Origin of the sequence: Limosilactobacillus gorillae, from assembly GCF_001293735.1 — a bacterium.
Taxonomy (GTDB): Bacteria; Bacillota; Bacilli; order Lactobacillales; family Lactobacillaceae; genus Limosilactobacillus; species Limosilactobacillus gorillae.
Genome location: NZ_BCAH01000037.1, coordinates 1 through 20985, shown reverse-complemented (window position 1 = coordinate 20985; position 20985 = coordinate 1). Strand labels below are relative to the sequence as shown.

The 20985-nt window shown below is 47.8% G+C and carries 17 protein-coding genes; 8 read left to right on the top strand and 9 right to left on the bottom strand.

Annotated elements, in window-relative coordinates; all coding sequences use genetic code 11:
* A partial coding sequence (gene tnpA, locus AOQ57_RS06850; protein WP_093626490.1) for an IS200/IS605 family transposase occupies positions 1–390 on the top strand: 390 nt, incomplete at its 5' end.
* 131 nt (positions 391–521) lie between these two features.
* Complete coding sequence (gene pnuC / locus AOQ57_RS06845) at positions 522–1244, top strand: nicotinamide riboside transporter PnuC (protein ID WP_093626488.1); 723 nt, start codon at positions 522–524, stop codon at positions 1242–1244.
* Positions 1245–1320: 76 nt separating this feature from the next.
* On the opposite strand, the gene hflX is transcribed toward pnuC, so the two are convergent.
* The 3 genes from hflX to AOQ57_RS06830 form a co-directional block, all read right to left on the bottom strand.
* Complete coding sequence (gene hflX, locus AOQ57_RS06840) at positions 1321–2598, bottom strand: GTPase HflX (RefSeq protein ID WP_093626487.1); 1278 nt, start codon at positions 2596–2598, stop codon at positions 1321–1323.
* 31 nt (positions 2599–2629) lie between these two features.
* Complete coding sequence (locus AOQ57_RS06835) at positions 2630–3277, bottom strand: histidine phosphatase family protein (RefSeq protein ID WP_093626485.1); 648 nt, start codon at positions 3275–3277, stop codon at positions 2630–2632.
* A 121-nt stretch (positions 3278–3398) separates the two neighbouring features.
* Entirely contained in the window at positions 3399–4055 is a 657-nt protein-coding gene (locus AOQ57_RS06830) for a VTT domain-containing protein (protein ID WP_093626483.1), read from the bottom strand.
* Positions 4056–4236: 181 nt separating this feature from the next.
* On the opposite strand from AOQ57_RS06830, the gene helD reads away from it, so the two are divergent.
* Complete coding sequence (gene helD, locus AOQ57_RS06825; RefSeq protein WP_093626481.1) at positions 4237–6531, top strand: RNA polymerase recycling motor HelD; 2295 nt, start codon at positions 4237–4239, stop codon at positions 6529–6531.
* 62 nt (positions 6532–6593) lie between these two features.
* On the opposite strand, the gene AOQ57_RS06820 is transcribed toward helD, so the two are convergent.
* Positions 6594–7508: a DMT family transporter gene (locus AOQ57_RS06820; protein WP_093626479.1), complete on the bottom strand. Its 915-nt coding sequence runs from the start codon at positions 7506–7508 to the stop codon at positions 6594–6596.
* Positions 7509–7746: 238 nt separating this feature from the next.
* Between AOQ57_RS06820 and AOQ57_RS06815 the strand changes: the two genes are divergently transcribed.
* Positions 7747–9840, top strand: a complete 2094-nt coding sequence (locus AOQ57_RS06815; protein WP_093626477.1) for an LTA synthase family protein — start codon at positions 7747–7749, stop codon at positions 9838–9840.
* Positions 9841–9956: 116 nt separating this feature from the next.
* Here AOQ57_RS06815 and AOQ57_RS06810 read toward each other — a convergent pair whose 3' ends face one another.
* The gene (locus AOQ57_RS06810) at positions 9957–10508 is read right to left on the bottom strand and encodes a GNAT family N-acetyltransferase (RefSeq protein ID WP_093626475.1); all 552 of its coding nucleotides are present in this window, start codon (positions 10506–10508) and stop codon (positions 9957–9959) included.
* A 106-nt stretch (positions 10509–10614) separates the two neighbouring features.
* On the opposite strand from AOQ57_RS06810, the gene coaA reads away from it, so the two are divergent.
* The gene (gene coaA / locus AOQ57_RS06805; protein ID WP_093626473.1) at positions 10615–11538 is read left to right on the top strand and encodes a type I pantothenate kinase; all 924 of its coding nucleotides are present in this window, start codon (positions 10615–10617) and stop codon (positions 11536–11538) included.
* A gap of 64 nt (positions 11539–11602) precedes the next feature.
* On the opposite strand, the gene AOQ57_RS06800 is transcribed toward coaA, so the two are convergent.
* Genes AOQ57_RS06800 through AOQ57_RS06790 form a run of 3 tightly spaced genes read right to left on the bottom strand, consistent with a single transcriptional unit; the run spans position 11603 to position 14170 of the window.
* Positions 11603–12856 carry a sensor histidine kinase gene (locus AOQ57_RS06800; protein ID WP_093626471.1) on the bottom strand — a complete coding sequence of 418 codons (1254 nt, stop codon included), beginning with the start codon at positions 12854–12856 and terminating at the stop codon, positions 11603–11605.
* Positions 12857–12868: 12 nt separating this feature from the next.
* Complete coding sequence (locus AOQ57_RS06795) at positions 12869–13543, bottom strand: response regulator transcription factor (protein WP_093626469.1); 675 nt, start codon at positions 13541–13543, stop codon at positions 12869–12871.
* A gap of 15 nt (positions 13544–13558) precedes the next feature.
* Complete coding sequence (locus AOQ57_RS06790) at positions 13559–14170, bottom strand: GTP pyrophosphokinase (RefSeq protein WP_093626467.1); 612 nt, start codon at positions 14168–14170, stop codon at positions 13559–13561.
* Between the two features lie 309 nt (positions 14171–14479).
* On the opposite strand from AOQ57_RS06790, the gene guaA reads away from it, so the two are divergent.
* Positions 14480–16033, top strand: coding sequence for a glutamine-hydrolyzing GMP synthase (gene guaA, locus AOQ57_RS06785; RefSeq protein WP_093626465.1), 1554 nt, complete (start codon positions 14480–14482; stop codon positions 16031–16033).
* A gap of 1075 nt (positions 16034–17108) precedes the next feature.
* On the opposite strand, the gene AOQ57_RS06765 is transcribed toward guaA, so the two are convergent.
* The gene (locus tag AOQ57_RS06765; protein ID WP_093626463.1) at positions 17109–17966 is read right to left on the bottom strand and encodes a helix-turn-helix domain-containing protein; all 858 of its coding nucleotides are present in this window, start codon (positions 17964–17966) and stop codon (positions 17109–17111) included.
* A gap of 120 nt (positions 17967–18086) precedes the next feature.
* Here AOQ57_RS06765 and AOQ57_RS06760 point away from each other — a divergent pair, with 120 nt between their 5' ends.
* Both AOQ57_RS06760 and AOQ57_RS06755 read left to right on the top strand, forming a co-directional pair.
* Positions 18087–19565, top strand: coding sequence for an FAD-dependent oxidoreductase (locus tag AOQ57_RS06760; protein WP_093626461.1), 1479 nt, complete (start codon positions 18087–18089; stop codon positions 19563–19565).
* 19 nt (positions 19566–19584) lie between these two features.
* Positions 19585–20784: an MFS transporter gene (locus tag AOQ57_RS06755; RefSeq protein WP_093626459.1), complete on the top strand. Its 1200-nt coding sequence runs from the start codon at positions 19585–19587 to the stop codon at positions 20782–20784.
* Positions 20785–20985 lie beyond the last annotated feature (201 nt).

Here is a 20985-nt window from a genome sequence, read left to right as displayed (position 1 = left end):
CACTACCACCTCATTTGGGTAACCAAGTATCGTCATGCTACTTTTAGTGACGAAAATTTAGCTAATGAAATGAAGGAAATCTTACAACAGGTTGCTAACGATAATCAGATTACAATCGAAAAAATAGAAATCATGCTCGATTATGTCCATGTGCTGATTAGTTTTGCTCCTAGCAAAGCCCCGGCCAGTGCAATCAAAGCCCTCAAAGGGCGAAGTGCTTTTATTTTCTTGCAACGACACCCTGAGATTCGTCAGTCGCAATACTGGGGCGGTCATCTCTGGTCTTCAAGTTACTACATGAGTACGCTTGGCAACATGAGCAAGGAAGTCGTTGAGAAATATATCAACGATCAAAAATACAATGCTGAGCAAAAAGAAAACGCCCATTAAGGACGTTGAGTAGGGGCATTCATCCCATGACTAAAGTCACGGGACTTCTGCCTAAAGTTGTCATTAAAAGCGGAACGCCCCGATTATGATGGTATTGATATTAATGATTGTTGTTGACAAGGAGGAGTCTAATGGAAAAGCAAAGCCACGGCTGGTGGTATAACCAGCTTTTTACCAATTGGAAACCGTTTGAGGTTGGGTACGTCAGCATCCTGATCGCCCTACAAGTGATCGTGTACCTAATTGCACCTGACAGTGTGATCGGGATGATTTCAGGGATCTTTGGGACCCTATGCCTGGTTTACGGAATGAAGGGGCGTAAGATTTCATTCATCTTTGGGGTCATTCAGTGCTTGGCGATGACCTACGTAGCCTGGATCTCGCACGCTTACGGCTCGTTTGCCATGGACATCTTCTACGTGATCTCCCAACCGATTGGCTGGTTCATGTGGGGGCACGATGAGGCCACCAAGCGTTTTTCCGCGCAGACCCGGTTCTTAATCTTTGGTGGGGCCTTTGTTGCCTGGGCACTAGGCTGGTGGATCTTAGCACAGGTTCATGGTCAGTTACCGTACTTTGATTCGATTAACTTTGTCGTCTCCTTCATTGCACAGGTGCTGTATATCCTCAAGTTCCAAGAAAACTGGTCGCTTTGGATTGTGGTTAACCTAGCTAACATCATTTACTGGGGGATTTTGGCCGTTCAGGTAATGATTGGGGCGACCCAAATTGGTTCCTTGGGAGCCAACCTGTCGCAAGTTGCCTTGCAGGCCGCCCTCTTGTTCAATTCAGTTTATGCCACTAAGGTGTGGGCCAGCGGGGAAGCCGATAATGAAGGTGGGGCTGGCAAATAGCAGAATAAAAAGAGGTTTCAGCATCGAAACGAACCCCCGAAGTTGGATAAAGAGTCCAACTTCGGGGGTTCGTTATTTATTCACTTAGTAAGTACTTTTGGAATCGCTGCAGATCCTGGGGGGCAATTTCAAGCCGGAGCTTGGTACCGTCGGGCAGGTAGTCGGTATCCAAGATGTTGGCATGTTCGTTTAAGTAGGAAACCACGTGGCCGTCGGCAAAGGGGACCAGCAGGGTAGCTTCCTGGTAGTCCTTGAAGAGGTGCTGGCGGATGACCTTGACAATCAGGTCGATAGAAGGCTCCTGCTTGGCCGAAACAATGATCCGGTTTTCCCCCTCCATGGTTGGAAAAGCAATATCGGTCTTATCAGCCTTGTTAAAGACGTAGACCATTGGGATATTTTCGATCCCGATTTGACGCAGGGTTTCATCGGTGGTAGCCATCATTTCTTCGTGGTGGGGGTCGGAGTAGTCAATCACCTGAATCAGCAGATTGGCGCTGGCCGCTTCAGCTAGAGTTGACTTGAAGGCCTCGATCAGGTGGGTTGGTAACTTAGAAACGAAACCGACCGTATCAGATAACAGAAAACGCTTTTGGTCCGGCAGGGTTAACTGGCGGACTGATGTGTCCAGGGTGGCAAAGAGCATGTCCTTTTCAAAGACCTTCTTTTCAGCTGACACCCCGTAGCGGTCAACCAACTGGTTCATGATCGTTGACTTACCAGCGTTGGTATAGCCGACGAGGGCCGCGGTCGGAATGGTTGCCCGGTTGCGCTTAGCCCGTTTGGTTTCTTCGGACTTGGTGATTTCCTTGAGCTCGTTGCGCAGGTGGCTGATTTGCTTTTGGATCACCCGGCGGTCCATTTCGATCTGGGTTTCCCCAGAACCACGGTTGGCAAAGCCGGCCCCCCCACCGGTTTGCTGGTCTAAGGACTGGTTAGCCGCCGTGTGTAATCGGGGCAGGCGGTACTGGAGCTGGGCGATTTGAACCTGAATTTTGGCTTCCCGGCTTTGGGCCCGTTGAGCAAAGATCTCTAAGATCAAGGCGGTCCGGTCGATTACCCGGACACCGGTGGCTTCGGTCAGATTGGCCAGCTGGCTCGGAGTGAGTTCGTCGTTAGCGACGATGGTGGTCGCCTGTTCAGCGGTGACAAACTGGGTTAATTCCTCGACCTTTCCCTTACCAAAGTAGGTGGCAGCGTTAGGCCGGTCGAGGGTCTGGTCAAGGCGGTCGATAACTTCCATGTGGTTGGCTTGAGCCAGCTCGGCAAGTTCAAGCATTGAGTATTCGTAGTTTTGTTGGCCAGTGTTCAAGCCAATGATAATCACTTTTTCACTGGGAATGGCAGTATCCATTGAGGTGAAATTTCCCCCTATCTATCTCTATCTATTCAGGAACCTGGAGTTGGTTATAAAAGGCAAAGTGGGCGCCGCCTTGATCTAAGACTAGCTTGGTTAAGGCGCCGTTTTGTGGTTGAGCGGTAAATTCAGCCCCCTTGCCAAAGCGGCTGCCGATTGAACGGATCGTCATCCCGTGGGAGACCACAAGAACGTTGGAACCATCCGGGAGCTTGCGCAGGGTTTGAAAGCCCGGTTCCAGCCGCTTCCAAAAAGTCTCGTTGTCTTCAGCCTGCTCAAAGGGATCGGTAGCGGCAATCTTATTGCGGGTGGTTTCGACCCCGTAGTTTACGATCATCTCTTCAAAAGTCCGGTACTGGCGGGAAATTGTGAAGGAGGAGGCATCGGAGTTGAGCCCTTCAAAGTAGCCGAAGAATTCCTCACGCCAAGCTGCATCGGGGGTGGCGTCTTTAAGCGTTCCCGGGTGGTTGGCTAATAGTTCATGCGCTGTTTCCACTGTCCGCTTCAGGTCTGAAGAAAAGGCGTAGTCAAAGTTAATCTTAGCTAAGGCCTTTCCTGCCCGGGCGGCATCAGCAAGCCCCTTTTCGGTTAGTGGTGAATCAGACCAGCCCTGCATCCGATGGTAGAGGTTAAAGTAGGTTTGGCCATGGCGAACAAAGTAGACGTTAATTGCCATAGATAAGTATTCCTCGCAATCGTTTTAATTTACTGAATGGCGCTTGCTGAATGTGTTGTTAGCGCCTGTCATTTAAAGGTAAGTATACCAGAAATTGTTAGTCAATGCGGGGGCCAGGATCTTAAAAGGGTCCCCTTTTCTTGATAATGTGACGGCGCAGGCGATTAATTCCCCAGACAATGGCGGCTGGTAAAAAGGAAAGGCAGATAATTGCCAATAAGACTAAGGAGAAGTGGTTTTTGACAAAGCTGATCGAGCCAAAGTAATAGCCCGCCACCCCGGCAAGGAGAACCCATAAGGCGGAACCAATTAGATTACCGATCAAAAAACGGCGGGGTTTCATGGCCGATGATCCAGCGATCAGCGGGACGAAGGTCCGGATGAGGGGGACAAAGCGTCCAAAAATAATGGCTTTAATCCCGTGGCGCTCAAAAAAGGTCCGGGCCCGCACCAGGTTGGGGCCGTTGATACGCCGAAATAGCCAGGGCCACTTGATAATCTTGGTACCGATCAGGTAGTTGACCGTATCACCAATCAAGGCGGCAATGAAAAAGCCCGGGAGTAAGATTTCAATGCGGATTTGGTTAGTCGAAACGGCTGCTAGCGAGGTTGCGACAAAAATCAGGGATTCACCGGGAAGCCAGGGAAAAATGACTAGCCCGGTCTCCATGAAGGTAATTAGGAAAAGACACAGGTAGCCCCAGTTACCGGTATATTGAAATAGGGGGATGATGATTTCTGGGATATGGGTTAATCCGTAGATTATCTGGTTCATCATAAGGGGGCCTCTTTTCGTGTGGTGTTTAAATCTATTTTAGGTGTAATCATTAGTTAGGGCGAATAATTTCATCAACCAAATTATAAGTTTAACAAAAATTTGAAAAGCATCGTTCGGGTATCATTCCACTGATCGTGCTATAATAATCAGATCGACTTACGGATATAAAGGAGCGATAGATTTGACTGACGCAACGCAAGCACGTGAACAGGCCCACCTGGACCAAGTGATCGACAAAATTAAGGCCGCCGAACAGGAAGCGAGCCAAAAGATTAAGTCCGCTAAAAAAGACATTGATACAATCAGTGGCGACTTTAACGAGATCCGCATGAACACCACGACCTACTCAGGGATGATGGACACGGCGATGTCGGTGCGCGCCCAACAACAGCTCCTTGACGAGCGGGAAAACTCCTGGCAGCACGCGGCCGACCGGCTAGAAACCTTCCGCCGCCTGGAGGCAAAGCCCTACTTTGCCCGGATTGACTTCACTGAACAGTCCGGCCAAGAACCCGAAACAATCTACATCGGCCTGGCCTCCTTTGCTGATTCGCCGGACCACTTCTTAGTGTATGACTGGCGGGCGCCCATCTCGTCAATTTATTACGAGGGGGAGCTGGGCGAGGTCTCTTATGACACCCCAGATGGCCAACAGACCGTCAATGTTAAGTTAAAACGCCAGTTCCAAATTGAGGATGGGGTGATTGTCACCCTCTACGACACGGCCGAAACGGTAACCGACCAGATGCTCTTGGCGGCTTTAAATAACCATTCCTCGACCAAGATGAAGAGCATTGTCACCACGATTCAGCGGACCCAAAACCGAATTATTCGAAACACAGACGCCGATCTGTTATTCGTTCAGGGGGCGGCCGGCAGTGGGAAGACGGCTGCCGTCTTGCAGCGAGTTGCTTGGCTTTTGTACCGCTACCGGGGAAACTTAAATTCCTCGCAGGTAATTTTGTTTAGCCCCAATCAGCTCTTTAACGACTATATCGACCAAGTTCTTCCGGAACTGGGTGAACACAACATGGTCCAGCTGACCTACTACCAGTACGTCAACCGGCGGGTTCCCCGCTTGAAGGTGGCAACGATCCAAGAGCGCTTCTTAGCCGACCAAGAGGGAGTTAGTGCCCGGGCCAGCCAACTATTGTCCAGCCTAACCTACTTCAACGCCGTGACCCGCTACGCCAAGCGCTTAGGTTTCGATAAACACCTGCACTTCAAGAACCTGCTATTTAACAAGAAGGTCTTCTTTAGTAAGGAAAAAATTGCCGAGCTCTACTACTCCTTTAACCAAAACTACAACCTGGGCAATCGCCTGGACGCCACCAAGCAGGAGCTGGTCAGGATGCTGAACCGGCGGATTTCCAGTGAGATGCGTACTAAGTGGGTTGAAAACCGGATCCAGACCATGAGTAAAGAGGAGCTGGATGTTATCTATCATGAGCACGGGGGCGAGTTTAAGGACGAAGAGGCTGAAAATAAGTACCTAGCCCGCCGGATTGTGATGGAGGCCTTTAAGCCGATTAAAAAGGCGATCGACCACAATCGCTGGATGAACATTAACGCTCAATACATTCACTTGTTACGGGTAACGCCCAAGCTGGTCAAGCTAGCAGATTTTGGTCTGACCAAAGAGGAGTGGGATGGTTACGTTCAAGACCAGCTGGCGGCCTTGAAGGATGGGCGAATGAGTTCCAACGGGATCAGTGTCTACCTCTACTTGTATGACCTGCTAACTGGCAAGCGTGGACAGCGCGAGATCCGCTTCGTCTTTATCGATGAGGTTCAAGATTACGATGCCTTCCAGTTGGCCTACCTGAAGTTTAGTTTCCCTAAGGCCCGCTTCACCCTCTTAGGGGACCTAAACCAGGCTATTTTTACTCACAATAACGCCCGGGGACTCTTACAACAGCTTGGGACAATGTTTGACCCGGAGAAGACCAAGGTTATTCAGCTGACTCGCTCCTACCGTTCGACCAAGCAGATCACCGACTTTACTAAGGCGATCCTAAAGGATGGGGAGGCCATTGAGGCCTTTGAACGAACGGGGCAGCTACCACGGGTCCTAACCGCCCAGAGTGAGCAAGTGGCCCTCAACCAGGTGCTAACCACCTTGGAGGCCGACCAGGCTGAACACGACACGACAGCCGTAATCGCCAAGACCCTAGCCGACGCTAAGCAAATTGCCGCCCTTTTGAAGGAGGCCGGCCAAAAGGTAACCCTAATCCAGACCGAAAATCAGCGCCTAGTGCCGGGGACGATTGTGGTACCGTCCTATCTGGCCAAGGGGCTGGAGTTTGACGCCGTAATCGTGTGGGATGCAAATAAAGAAAAGTACCATGGTGATGAAGAGCGTCAGTTGGTCTACACGATTTGCTCCCGGGCAATGCACGCCCTGACCGTGACCAGTGTTGGTCCGGTTACCGAGCTGATTAGCCAGATTCCGAGTCAGCTCTACCAAACTGAGTAAATAAATTAATCCCCCTTAACGCCTGGGTGAAATCCAAGTGTTAGGGGGGATTGTGGTTAGGGTTAATTTAGGCGGTTAGGTGTTTGGCGCCTAGCAAGGGGGATCTTGGCCAGATCGATTTGCATGATTAAGTTGGCTAAGATCAAAATGATTCCGCCGATAATCAGTTGGGGCGTCACGCGGTCGAAGCCTAGGGCAACTGACATTAGGGAGGCGAAGAGTGATTCAAGCATTAAAATGATTCCCGCCGCCGTTGGGGTGGTGAAGTGCTGGGCGGTGATTTGCATCCCTTGGGCTAAGAAGGTAACCACGATTGCCAAGATAGCCAACGGGATCAGGGCCTGCACCCAGTGGACATGGGCAAAGCTTGGCCGCTCAAACAAGAGGGCACAAAGCCAGCCCAAGCTGCCCTGAACCAGGCCGATTAAGAAGATGACAATCCATGGTGACGAAACCGTCGAGGCGAACTTGGCAAAGTAGATCAGCTGCAGGGCCCAAAAGATCGCCGATACCAGGGTCAATAAGTCGCCTAGTTGCAGGGTGAAGCTACTTGGCGAAATACCAGACAGGAGGGCCATTCCGATCACGGCCAGGGCGATGGCAAAGTAATCCTTACGCCGGGGCGCCTGGTGCCAGAAGAGCCAGAGGATGAAGGGGGCGAGCACCACGTACATGGTGGTTAAAAAGGCGTTCTTAGCCGGGGTGGTGTAACGGAGGGCGGCCGTTTGCAGGTAGTAGCCGGAGAAGTTAATCACCCCGGCGGTCAGGCCAATTTTGAGGTCACGCCGGCTCATTTTGTTGATCTTGGTGTGAAAGAGCAGGTAGCCGGCCGCAATACAGAAGGTACCCCGGCAACCGTTAATCAGGCCTGACTGCATACCGGCATCAACGACCTGCTTGGCAAAAACGTAGGAGCTCCCCCATAAAATAGCCACGATGACCAGCATGATGTTGGCCCGAGATTGGGAAATTTTCATTGCGCATATTCTTCTTTCTCTCATTATAAGTCCGGGATTGATCATACACCTGTGCGCCTTACAGGTAAATGGTTAATTCCATCGAATTTAAGTCGGGGAGCTGCCGTTTTATTCCGACTTTATTTCCCGGGAAATTGAAAATTCTTAAGCATTTACGAAAAAGCAGTTAAGTAATTGCGAATGAGTGGGATTATTGTATGATAGAGACTGTTGATATTTTTGATGGAGGAACATAATTATGAAAACAGCGCTCCGAAAGATCCGGGCAGTCTTCAATACTAAGCTCGGGTTCTTTCTTCTAGCGGTGCTCTTGTTTGCGATCAAGAGTTACTGGGCGTATCAAACAAAATTCACCCTGGGAGCAACCGGGCCGGTGCAGGAATTCCTGCTAGCCTTCAATACGATCCCCAGTGCAATCGTCTTTTTGGGAATTGGGCTGTACTTTCGGGGGCGGCTTTCCTACTGGGTGATGGTGATTGTGGACCTGCTCTTGTCCATGTGGTTGTTTGCCAACATTCTCTATTACCGTGAATTTTCCGACTTCATCACCATGAACGTGATTAAGGGGTCGGGGTCAACCTCAAACAACCTGGGGAAGAGTTTGGCCGAGATCGTCAAGCCATCGGACTTCTTTGTCTACTTAGACGTGGTGATCATGATTGTCATCCTCCTCTTCCATGTTGTCCGGGTTGACATGCGCTACTTCAAGATTCGTTACGCCGCTACCTTTACGGCACTGGGCTTTATCTTGTTTGGCGCCAACCTCGGAATGGCGGAAAGCGACCGGAGTCAGCTTTTGACCCGGACGTTTGACTCTAACTACATTGTTAAGTACCTGGGGTTAGAGGCCTACACCATTTACGATGGGATTAAGACCACCCAAACCAGTGCTATTAAGGCCAAGTCTAGCGCTAAAGATCTGGCGCCGGTACAGAAGTTCTTGAAGTCCCATTATGCTGGTCCCAACGTTCAATACGAAGGGGTGGCCAAGGGGAAGAACATCTTCATCATCCACTTGGAAAGCCTCCAGCAGTGGGTGATCGATTACAAGGTTGACGGCCAAGAAGTAACACCGAATTTAAACAAGCTCTACCACTCAAGCGACACGCTGGCCTTTGATAACTTCTTCCACGAAGTTGGGCAGGGGAAGACTTCCGACGCCGAAATGATGCTGGAAAACTCCCTCTTCGGTCTTCCGGAAGGATCGGCGATGACAATTGATGGGACCACAAACACCTTCCAGGCGGCACCGGCCCTCTTAGAGCAGAAGCTTGGTTACACCACCGCGGCCTTCCACGGGGACGTTCCATCCTTCTGGAATCGGGATAACGCCTACAAGTCCTTTGGCTACCAGTATTTCTTCTCAAAGGACTTCTTCCCGACCGTCAAAGACTCCGATGTCGGTTACGGGACCAAGGATAAGCTGTTCTTGAAGTACTCAGCTAAATACCTCGAGCAACTGCCACAGCCGTTTTACGCTAAGCTGATTACGGTTACTAACCACTATCCGTACATCATTCACAGCGAAGACTCCGATTTCCCGAAGTTAACAACGGGTGACGACACGGTTGACCCGTACGTTCAAACCGCTCACTACCTCGACCAGTCAATTGGCGAGCTGCTTAATTACCTAGACAAGACGGGGCTGCGGAAGAATTCTGTCTTGATCCTGTACGGGGACCACTACGGAATTTCCGATAACCACAAGGCGGCGATCGCCAAGATCTTGGGTAAGAAGTCGGTTAATAACTACGACCTGGCCATGTTCCAAAAAGTACCGTTCATGATCAACATGGAAGGCTTGAAGGGGGGCATCGACCACACCTACGGGGGTGAAATCGACGTCTTACCAACGATTGAAGATCTGCTGGGGATCTCTTCTGACAAGTATATCCAGTTTGGTCAGGACCTCTTAAGTCCGCAACGTAACCAGATCGTACCATTTAGAAACGGCGACTGGGTCTCCAAGACCTACACTAAGTACGGTGGCGATTACTACTACACCGCCACTGGAAAGCAGATCACGAAGATGACGGCTAAGCAAAAGCAAGAGATCGATAAGATTCAAAAGTACGTCACAACCGACCTGGCCTTGTCCGATAAGGTGATCAATGGTGACCTCTTGCGTTTCTACAAGCTGCCAAACTTTACCAAGGTCAATAAGTCGAGCTACACTTACAACGTCAAAAAGAGTCTGGCAAACTTAAAGAAGGCCCAAAAGAAGGACAAGACTAGTTTGCTGGCCGAAAATGCTTGGAAGTCCTTGTTTGATGATTACACGACCGATGCGCCGGAAATCGCCAACAAGACATTGAAATTCCCAAATAATTAATCGTTAATTTGGATTAAAAGCGGGGCGCCACTATTTATTCGGGGGTGACCCGCTTTTGGGTAGTTAGTGACTAAAAAGAGCGGGACTGTGACAGTTTTGTCGCAGTCTCGCTCTTCTTATTCTATCGGCTTTGGTGCCGGGTAAAGCCAGCCAAGGGGCCAGGCAAACCAGCGGAAGTGGTGCTTATAAATAACGGCAGGATCGATCTGAGGGTCGGTGGCCAGTAACTGGTAGGTTGTTGGACCGTCTTCAAACAGGTGGCTAGTCTGGTGAAAGTGATTCCTGAGGTAGAAGCGGAGCCGAGCCATTCGTTGCGGGGCGTTTTCGGCATTTTTATCAGGGTGCTCGATTTCAAGCACGAGCTCCCTTTTTGGATAGGCAGCCGTTAGACAGGCAAGAATCTGGCTGCCGTAGCCCTTGGAACGGACCTGATCGTTAACGGCTAGGTACATTAGGTAATTAACCTTGGCCCCCGTAATCAGGTAGGTAAAGCCGACGAGTTCTTCACTGTCAAAGTAGGCGGTGAAACGAGCCCGGGGAGAGCGGGCCTTGATCATCAGCCACGACCACGGAACCCGTTCCGCCTTGGGAAAGGCCCGTAAGTAGAGCCGGTACAGTTCCTGGTAAGCTGGCAGGTGCCTGGTAACGGTCTTGGCGGTAAGTGTCAATTCAAGTACTCCTTTTTTCCTAACACTTTACAGGTTATTTGACGGGATTGCACGTGATTACTTATGTTAGAATGTAGGGGCCATCGAAACGAACGGAGAAATAAAAATGGACGAATGGATTAATTACGATCAGTTTGATCGGCAAACCTGGCACAGCTTCTTTCCAAGCGAAATCTCCTTTTTAACCCAGGAGAACCTGGATGAGATCAAGTCCTTAAACGACCAAATTTCACTGGGCGATGTCCAGGATATTTACTTGCCGTTGATTAAACTGATCCAGCTCCAGTACCAAAACTACCAGCAGATGCAGCTGCAAAAGATGACCTTCTTGCGGAAGTCCTCGCGCCGGATTCCATACATTATCGGGATCGCTGGCTCGGTGGCGGTTGGTAAGAGTACCACGGCAAGGTTGTTGCAGATTTTGCTTAAGCGCCTGATGCCGGATCGGCGGATCGAAATGATCACGACCGACGGTTTTTTGTACCCTAACGCCGAGCTGAAGCGGCGTGGAATCATGGAACGCAAGGGCTTCCCTGAGTCCTACGACATGGACCGGCTCCTGACCTTCATGAACGACGTCAACGCCGGCAAGGACCGGGTGATGGCGCCAACCTATTCCCACTCGGTTTACGATGTGTTAGAGGACCGTCCGCAAACAATTTACAAACCGGATATTTTAATTGTCGAGGGGATTAACGTCTTACAACTACCGACCACCCAGCGCCTGTACGTGTCGGACTTCTTTGACTTTTCAGTTTATGTCGATGCCGACGCCAGCCTGGTAGAGAAGTGGTATCTGGAACGGTTCGGGATGCTGTTAGATACTGCCTTCCAGGATCCGACTAACTACTACTATCCTTACGCCCAGGGCGACCGTGAGGAGGCCTTTAAGATGGCTAAGCGGGTCTGGAAAGACGTTGACCTGCCAAACTTAAATGACTACATTTTACCGACGCGAACCCGGGCCGACGTGATCTTGCATAAAACGGAGCACCACTACATTGATCGGGTGTACCTACGGGAAGATTAGTTTCACGTGAAAACGTATGATAAAAAAGGAGCGATGGCCAAAAACTGTCATCGCTCCTTTTCTTTTACTTAGCCATCTTCAGCCTGATCGTGAAGTAGAGGGTGTTGTTCTTATAACGGGCGCTGATCTTACCCTTGAAGGCGTGGACAAGGGTCTGGGCCATCGAAAGGCCAATCCCAAAGCCCTTTTTGGTCGAGTTATGGGAGGTGTCGTCGCGGTAGAAGCGGTTGAAAAATTTAGTGTAGTCAATCGCCTTCCCGTCCGCGTAGGTGTTACCGACCTCGAGGGTGACGCTGTGGGTGGTCTTGTTTTCCCACAGCAGGACGGAAACTTTGCCTTGGTCGTCACAGTACTTATTGGCATTGTCCAACAGGATGTTGCACAGCTCGTAAAAGTAGTTTTCGTCGGCACGGACCTTGATGTTTGGGGTAATCTTGGTGCTGAACTGCTTCCCCTCGTGAGTGATCATCGTTTCAAAGCTACCGGCAGCTCGCTGAACGGTCGTGGAGGCGTCAATGGTGGTGATGGTCATTTCAGGCTGTTCGTCAAAGCGGGCCAGGGAGATTAAAGTGTTGATCAGGTGGGTCAAACGTTCGACCTGCTGCTTATTGCTGGTAGTCCATTCGGTTTCGCCACTAATCATTTCTGATAGTTCGGTATTTGTTTCAATGATCGCAAGCGGAGTCTTCAACTCGTGACCAGCATTAGTGATAAATTCCTTTTGCCGCTTTTCGGCCTCGATGATTGGCTGGATTGCCCGGTTGGAGAAGGCAATTAGAACCAGGGTAAAGAAGATTAGGCTGATACCGCCTAAGAGGGCGGCGATCTTCATTAATTCGTTAGGAGAGGCCATGATAACCGATTCGTCCAAGAAAATAATTGAAGCAGCGCCGGAGGACTTCTTAGTTAGCTTATAGGCGTAGGTAGTGCCGCCAAAGTCGGTGTGGCCGCGGTTACGCTTTTGCTTGTAGGCCGAGTGCGCCATGTCCTTGATTGTATCCTGGTCAACGGTGGCAATGTGGGTTCTTTCGACCTTAGAGATGTCGCCATTTTTATCAAAGAAGACCGTGAAGTAGCGGTACTGAAAGAGGCTTTCCTGGCTGGTGCTGGGGCCAAAGCGCTGCTTACCGGTAATCTGGATGGCATTTTTCTTGTCAATCATGCCATCGTGGCTGGCGAGGATGTTTAAGACGTTGGTGACCTCCTGGGAGGCCTTGTAATAAGAAATCGAAAGCATTCCGCTCAGAATGGTCACGAGGACCATGAAGAGGGCCCCCGTTGACATGGCAATGAAGCGGCGGCGGAATTTTTGGATCATTAGCGCCACCTCCTATGCGGTTGTTTGGGCGAGGGTAAACGGCCCTCCTTTTTCACCAATAATTGTTACGTGGGCGTTGACAGATCGTAGTTTTTGACGCAGGTAAGAGATGTAGATCCAAAGGTCGGTTTCGTCGGCTTCATCGTCCTTATCCCAGCCCTGGTCAAGCAGAAGCTCGCTTGATAGGGCCTTGCCCGGGTTCTTCATGAAGTAGGCTAAAAGCTTGGTTTCCTTACCGGAGAGGGCGATTGAGTTGTGGCTTTCCAGGCGCTGCTCGTCGTTGTCCAAGGTGATGTCAGCGAAGTTTAACACATCTTCTTGATAATCGTCGCTACGCCGTTCTAAGGAGCGTAAGCGGGCCAGGAGTTCCTTTAAGGAAAAGGGTTTGGTTAAATAGTCGTCGGCGCCGGCATCAAGGCCGGTCACCCGATCATCGATTTCGGCCATTGCCGTTAGCATGATCACGTAGGCCTTGTTACCCTGCTGACGAAGCTGTTTTAAGGCCTCGATCCCGTTTAACTTGGGCATCATGATGTCTAAGATAATCACGTCGTAGGCGTTTTGGGCGGCTAATTCAACTGCTTCCTGGCCATTGTAGGCTGGGTCGACTTCGTAGCCGGTGGCCTTCATGGCCGTTACCAGGGCCCGTGAGAGTTGTTGTTCATCTTCTGCTAAAAGGATGTTCATAAGCAAGCGTCCTCCTTAATTTGATTCGTTAATCAGCTGGCGGATTGTTTGCATCTGTACGTCGCAAGAAGCCAGTTGATCAGCACAGCGTCGGAGCTCTTTTTCGATCCGTTCCGGGTCGTTGACGTGGTGCTTATATTTCATTTCGTGTTCTAACGACGCCCATGAATCCATGGCGATGGTCCGTAACTGGATTTCCACAAAGTAGTGGCTGGGGGCTTGGCCTAGGTAATCAGGTAGGTCAGTCTCAACGTCTAAGATTAAGTGGTAGGACCGGTAGCCATTGGGCTTGGCGTTGGTGATGTAGTCTTTTTCCTCAACCACCGTGCACCAATCCGCGTTCTTGATTCGGTCAATTGAGCGGTAAACGTCGTCGATGAAGTTGCAGACAACACGAATCCCAATTGCGTCCTTGCATTTAGTTAAAGCGGACTCCGGCGTTACTGGGTAGCCCTTACGGCGGCATTTTTCTTCCATACTAGCTTGGGCCTTAACCCGTCCAATCAGGTGTTCGTACAGCTTGGGCCGATCGTTGGCAACCTCCTTGTTCGAGAGGTCGCGGATCCGGTCCATTACCTGATCGAGAAGCTGGGGTAGGTGAGGGGTGGCCGTTCCGTAAATATCCATCATTGATCATTCCTTTAGTAAATTGACCTTATTATAACAGGCTTTTGGTCAGGATTCAGGTATCATTCAATTGTAGCGACTTGGCTTGAATGGGGCGAGAAGTCTAGCGATTTTTATTGAAAAAGCTAGCCCTTCTTAAGAAAGTCTAACGGCGACCGAAGCAAACGGCGGCTTAAAACCAAAATCAGCGGGGCGATTGTTTTTAATTAGCAGGGAATCAAGCAAAATAGGGCCCGTACCATTGACCAAATAAGGTGAAAACCGTACAATAATTAGGACGTTTGAAGAAAATATAAAGAGGTGGAAAATTTGGCAAACATTAATCTTGATGCCTTCGACAAGATCATTGTGCTTGACTTCGGGAGCCAGTATAACCAGCTGATTACCCGCCGGATCCGGGACTTCGGGATCTACTCCGAGCTCTTGTCCCACAAGATCACGGCCGAAGAAATCAAGCAGATCAACCCAAAGGGAATCATCTTCTCCGGGGGACCAAACAGTGTCTACGATCAAGGGGCCTTCACGGTTGACCCTGCAATCTATAAGCTTGGGATTCCGATTTTGGGGATTTGCTACGGGATGCAGCTGATGGCGTACGATCTCGGGGGAAAGGTAGAAGGTGCTGATGATTCCGAATACGGGCGGGCTGACATTGAAGTTATCAAGGATAACGCCGTAATGTTTGCGGGCTTGCCAAAGGAACAGTCCGTTTGGATGAGTCACGGGGATCGGGTAACTGCCGTGCCGGAAGGCTTTGATGTAGTGGCCACCAGTAAGAACTGCCCAATTTCAGCAATGGCCAATGATGCCCAAAAGCTGTACGGACTCCAATTCCACACTGAAGTACGTAATACCGAATACGGGCTGGATATCTTAAAGAAGTTCGCTTTTGACGTATGCGGGGCTGAGGCCAATTGGTCGATGGATGACTTCATCGATATGCAGGTTGATGAAATTCGCCAAACGGTTGGCGACAAGAAGGTTATCCTGGGGCTTTCCGGGGGAGTTGACTCCTCGGTGACCGCCGTCTTGATCCACAAGGCGATTGGCGACCAGCTAACGTGTATCTTCGTTGACCACGGCCTGTTACGTAAGAACGAGGCCGACTCCGTGATGAAGGCCCTGAGCGCCGATCTTGGGGTGCACATCATCAAGGTTGATGCAGCTGACCGTTTCTTGGGTAAGCTTAAGGGGATTAGTGATCCTGAACAAAAGCGTAAGACGATCGGGAAGGAATTCGTGGCTGTCTTTGATGAAGAGGCCAAGAAGATGAAGGATGCCGACTTCTTAGCCCAGGGGACCTTATACACTGACGTGATCGAATCCGGGACCGATACCGCCCAGACGATCAAGTCGCATCACAACGTTGGGGGCCTACCAGAAAAGATGGGCTTCAAGCTAATTGAACCACTTCGCTCCTTGTTCAAGGATGAAACCCGTGAACTAGGTGAAAAGTTGGGGATCCCGCACGACCTCGTGTGGCGCCAGCCGTTCCCGGGCCCGGGGCTGGGAATCCGGGTGCTGGGGGAAGTCACCCCTGAAAAGCTGGAAATTGTCCGTGAAAGCGACGCGATCCTGCGTGAAGAAATCAAGAAGGCCGGTCTGCAAGAAAGCATCTGGCAATACTTTACCGTCCTGCCCGGGATTCGTTCCGTCGGGGTGATGGGTGACGGCCGGACCTATGATGAAGCCGTTGGAATTCGGGCCGTGACCTCGATTGACGGGATGACCGCCGACTTTGCCCAAATTCCATGGGAAGTCTTACAGAAGATTTCGGTACGGATTGTCAATGAAGTTGACCACGTGAACCGCATCCTCTATGATGTGACCTCTAAGCCGCCTTCGACGATTGAGTGGGAGTAAATTGAAATACGGTAAAAAGCCAGTGTTTATGTGGGTTTGCGGCACTTCAAGAAGTCCTTTGATAACGAATTGATAACGGTCATTATTCTTATAATCCAGTGGCTTTATGGTTAGAAAATGATTGACAGGTGGCTCTGAACGAATCCATATTATAAACGAAGCCCTTAGCTGTGGGTAAAACTCATAGCTAAGGGCTTTTTTATCTGGTTTGAGTCGGTCTTTGAACATTTCGACCAGAGCATCACTAAGTGCCTGTGATGGGACTTTCACCCATTGTGAAGAAATACAGGAGTATTTGCAGTTGCTTTACGGGCTGAAGAAGAAAGACCGAATTTTTACGGTCACAAAAAAGTTATCTTCATTACGAGATAGACAGAGGTGCGAAAGCCGCAGGAGTAAAGCGAATCCGTATCCATGACTTACGTCACAGTTATATCAGCCTGCTGATTGATATGGGATTTTCAGCAGTGGCGATTGCAGACCGTGTGGGGCAAAAACCGTTAGAGAAACATTACAGTAGGGTTTCGGGTATCGCCCGAAGAAAATGACCTCATCAACAAGGTAGTTGCCTTATCAGGGTTGCCAAAGAGGAATACTGCTACCGCCGTTGCCTGAATCAGGACGTAGTGGTAGAGAGTATTCAAGGCACTCAAAACGGAACTTGCCGCTGTCCTCACAGAATTGAAGCAGGAAACAGTGTGGATGAGGAACTACTGAATGTCATTGAGTTGATTGCCGTTATTCTTGGCGGTTTGAAAGGAGAGGATACGGATGGAAAATAAAAAAGAAAAGACTGTCCCGGATGTATCTGTTGGCGCAGATACGGAACAGCCTATTTTCAAAAACACTATAAGTAGTACATATCCGAGAATGGTGGAAATATTAAGGGTTTTGAGGAATTGCAGAGAGAAATGCAGTTGTGATCAGACCCGTCATATCTCCAGACAATTTCCATGAATGAACTGCTTGACACACAGTATCGGAGTAAGCAGCCGTTTGTTGACGGACTGCTCTACCCCGGCACTTATATCTTTACAGGTTTACCCAAACTGGGAAAAGTTTTCTGATGGCACAGCTATTTATGATATTTTTTACGGAAATTAAGTGGAGTTATTCCACAATTTTGCGTAAATTGTTTAATAAATGATGAGGTGTTTTTATAACCGACTTCAGCACTGATCTCGTCAATATTTTTAGCGGTTAGTTGTAACATGTCGCTAGCGGCTTCCATTCGAATTTCGGTGCGTATTCCACTGAAATTAGTTTCAAATAGATTGTTGCATAAACGTGAAAAGTAAGCTGGTTCATATTTAAAATGAGTGGCTACGGAATTTAAGGTCACATTACCATTGTGTTGTCGGATATAAGACATGATGCTACCGGACTTGGAGATTTTGCTGGCGTGTTTAATATTGCTGGAGGGAAAGTCAGAGTCAAATTTACTAATTTTAGATTCGTAGTGCCGGAGCAGTTCAGTAAATAAAAGGCCCCATAAACGTTGGTTTTGAAATTCAATAATTGGTTCATTTAATTTGGCATTAAAAATACGAATATTCATCAGATAGTGATGACAAATCAAGTCGTCTAAATGATTAAAAGTAATATAGGTTAAGGTATGGACCTGTTCATTCATCAGGTCATGGATAATGGGACTGTTCCCGATCATGTAATCATTTAGTGGCTCCGGATAAACAATGTCAGTGCCAAAGTGGTAGATACAGTTACGATTAGGACCGTTGATAATTTTTAAGTGTCGGAAGTTTCTGGATAAGACAATGTCATATTGATTAAGCATGATTATTCGAGAACCATTAATAATGGTACAGGGATGGATACATTCAATTAATTCAATATGAAAATGATTAGTAGAATTCTTATGATAATAACTCTTTGGACTGTCGATATAATCCCCATTATGATAGCGTTTAAACATTTTTGACCCCTTAAAAAGATAAATTAAGACAATTAAATAGATAATTAAGCTTATTTACATGTGCATTTTATCACGTTTACAATGTAAGCGTGACCAAGACTAATAAAGGGGGATATTGAAATGAGTAAGAATCTTGATACGGATGTTGTTGTTGCGGGGACTGGTGGTGCTGGCTTAGCAGCTGCTGATGCCGCAGCCTCAAATGGTCTAAAAGTAATTGCAATTGAAAAATTACCACAAATTGGTGGTAACACAAAAATTTCCAGTGGTTTTTTTGCCATTGATACGAAGGAACAACGGGCAGAAGGATTGAAATTAACCACTGAAGAAGCAATTCGACAATTAAATGAATATAACCACTATTTGAATAATGGTCCATTAACTCGTCGAATTGTGGAACATGCGAAGGAAACCTTGGAAGAGGTGGAGAGCTTGGGGATGGAAATTAAATTAAATCCAACTGCCAACACCACCCAATTTGCCCATCGTGATAATCCATATGCAGGTGGGTCTTATCATATGTATCAAAATAAGGACCAGGGTTATCAAAATATTCAAAAATCATTGGAAGCCAAAGGGGTTGAATTTCTTTTCAATACCACGATGACGGACTTGATTACAGAAAATGGTGAGGTTAAGGGCTTAGTTGCTCAAGATGAAAATAACGAAACCGTAATGATTAATGCTAAAGCTGTTGTTGTTACAACGGGAGGTTTTGGCGCTAATAAAGAAAAGATCAAAGAAGTAATGCACACTGATCGGATGCGCTCACTTGGTGTTCCTAGCATGGGTGAAGGACTCTTTTCAATGGAGAAAGCTGGGGGAGTAGTTATCGATCCTCACGCCCTAATTCATGCAGCTCAATTAGCTAAGTCAAAAGTAACGCAAAAGACTTCAAGCAAGCATTTAGCAGGTTTTTCTGATAATCCATTAACACGGGTCTTATTGACCCCATTGATGTGGGTTGATCCTAATGGTCGGCGTTTTACTAATGAAGACACCGTTTATGACACTGTTTTATGGGCGAATGCTGGTTATAACGTTGGGGGAATGTACTACATTCTTGTAGACACTAAGACCTTAAATGCCTTTACTGATGGTAAAGAAATGGAAGTTTCTAAAGCGGGTCCAGGGGCTAACACGACGCCAGGTAACTTTGTCGAGTTGGTCAACCAATCGATAGCTGAAGAAACGGCCTTTAAGGGGAATACACTCGAAGAATTAGCACAAAACGCAGGCTTTAATTTAGCAGAATTAAAGGCATCGGTTGATCGTTATAATCAGGCTGTTGATAGCAAAGATGATACCGAATTTGCGAAATCTGCCAAATCATTAATGTTTAAAGTTGAAGAAGGACCATTTTATGCGATTAAAGCTCAAGTGGCTTTCTTAGGAACGGTTGGTGGTGTCCGGGTGGATGATCATCTACATGTTTTGGATAAAGACTTTAAGCCGATTAAGGGTCTCTATACCGGTGGAGCTAATGCGGGTGGTTATTATGAAGGACAAAGTTATCCGGCATACGAAGGGTTAGCATCTGGTTTTTCATGGACATCAGGTCACTTAGCCGGTTTATCCATTGTTGAAGACCTTAAATAGATAATGTGGGAGGAGAAAAATGGATGCTCAATTACCAAATAAAACTTACATTTCAAAAACCAGACTTGGGGTGTTAGCGGTTAGTTCCATGGGAATGGCTGCGTTAGCTATTACGCCGTCATACGCGGCAATCGCCCAATTTTTCAAGCTTGATAACACCATGGTTCAAATGCTGACGTCATTGCCAAATTTATTTATGATGATGGCTGGACTAATTATTGGGAAATTATCGACCACGAAAATTAATTTAAAGACTTTGACTATTTGGGCCATTGTCTTCGTATGTTTGGGTGGTTTTGGACCATTAGTTTATCATGATAATTTTACTTTCTTATTATTCTGTTCGTGTTTAGTTGGTTTAGGTCAAGGGAGTTGTACGAACTTATCGCAGGTTTTGATTTCTCAAATGTTACCCAAAACTGAACGTCAATCAACGATGGGATTGACGACGACCTTTACTAATATTGGGGGGATCATCTTTATTATGGGTGGTGGTCAATTGGCTGCCATGAGTACTTGGGTTAACAATTATTGGATTTACCTATTTTCATTTTTAGTGTTAATTGTGGTTATCTTCTTAGTACCTTTCCATCTAGAAGATGTTTCAGATCACGAGGATGAAGTAGTTGACGATGGTGGCATTAAATTAAATAAGTATGTTTGGTATTCAGCTGGCTGGGGCTTTGGTGTTATGTTGTTAAATAATGTTTTGAATAACAATATTTCATTATTCGTGGAACAAGAAAAATTAGGATCCACGTCACAAGCAGCCTTAACCTCAACGATTTCACTGATTGGTGGAATGTTGTGTGGTTTGATTGTTGGGACTATTGGGAAGCACTTTAAAAACTCAAGTATTTTCATTTCCTACCTAATTTATGGATTATCTTATCTATTAATTGGGTACGTCCACACTCTGCTTTTTGCTTTTATTGGTAGTTTCTTTGTCGGTGCTGCGATGAGTATTGCGATGGGACAATTCCCATACTTACTATCAATTTCGGTTAATAAGAGTACGATGTCAATGGCCCTGGGGGTTTATGTCGCCATTTACTCTATTGGTGGTGTGGTAAGCCCGTTCGTAGTTAATCCGTTAACAGATATGCTGGCTGGTATGGGCTTTAATGTCTTTAGTGTCAGTGGTTGGTTAGCAATTATTCTAGGATTGATTGTTATTTTAGGTGGATATCAACGTAACCTGGTTAAACATGCAAATTAGTAGCAAAAAAAGCCGGAATTAATCCGGCTTTTTTCTGTCAAGAAAGAAGGTTAATTATCAACTACGCACCGAATAAATTCGGTGGCTTGTAGCTCACAAGCCTAACGGCTTAGAAGTAGTAACGCACTAACGTGCTTCTTCATGGTGTGGCTACATCATCGGGTGGTTGACGGCACCCGTTTAACTAACGAGATTTACTCA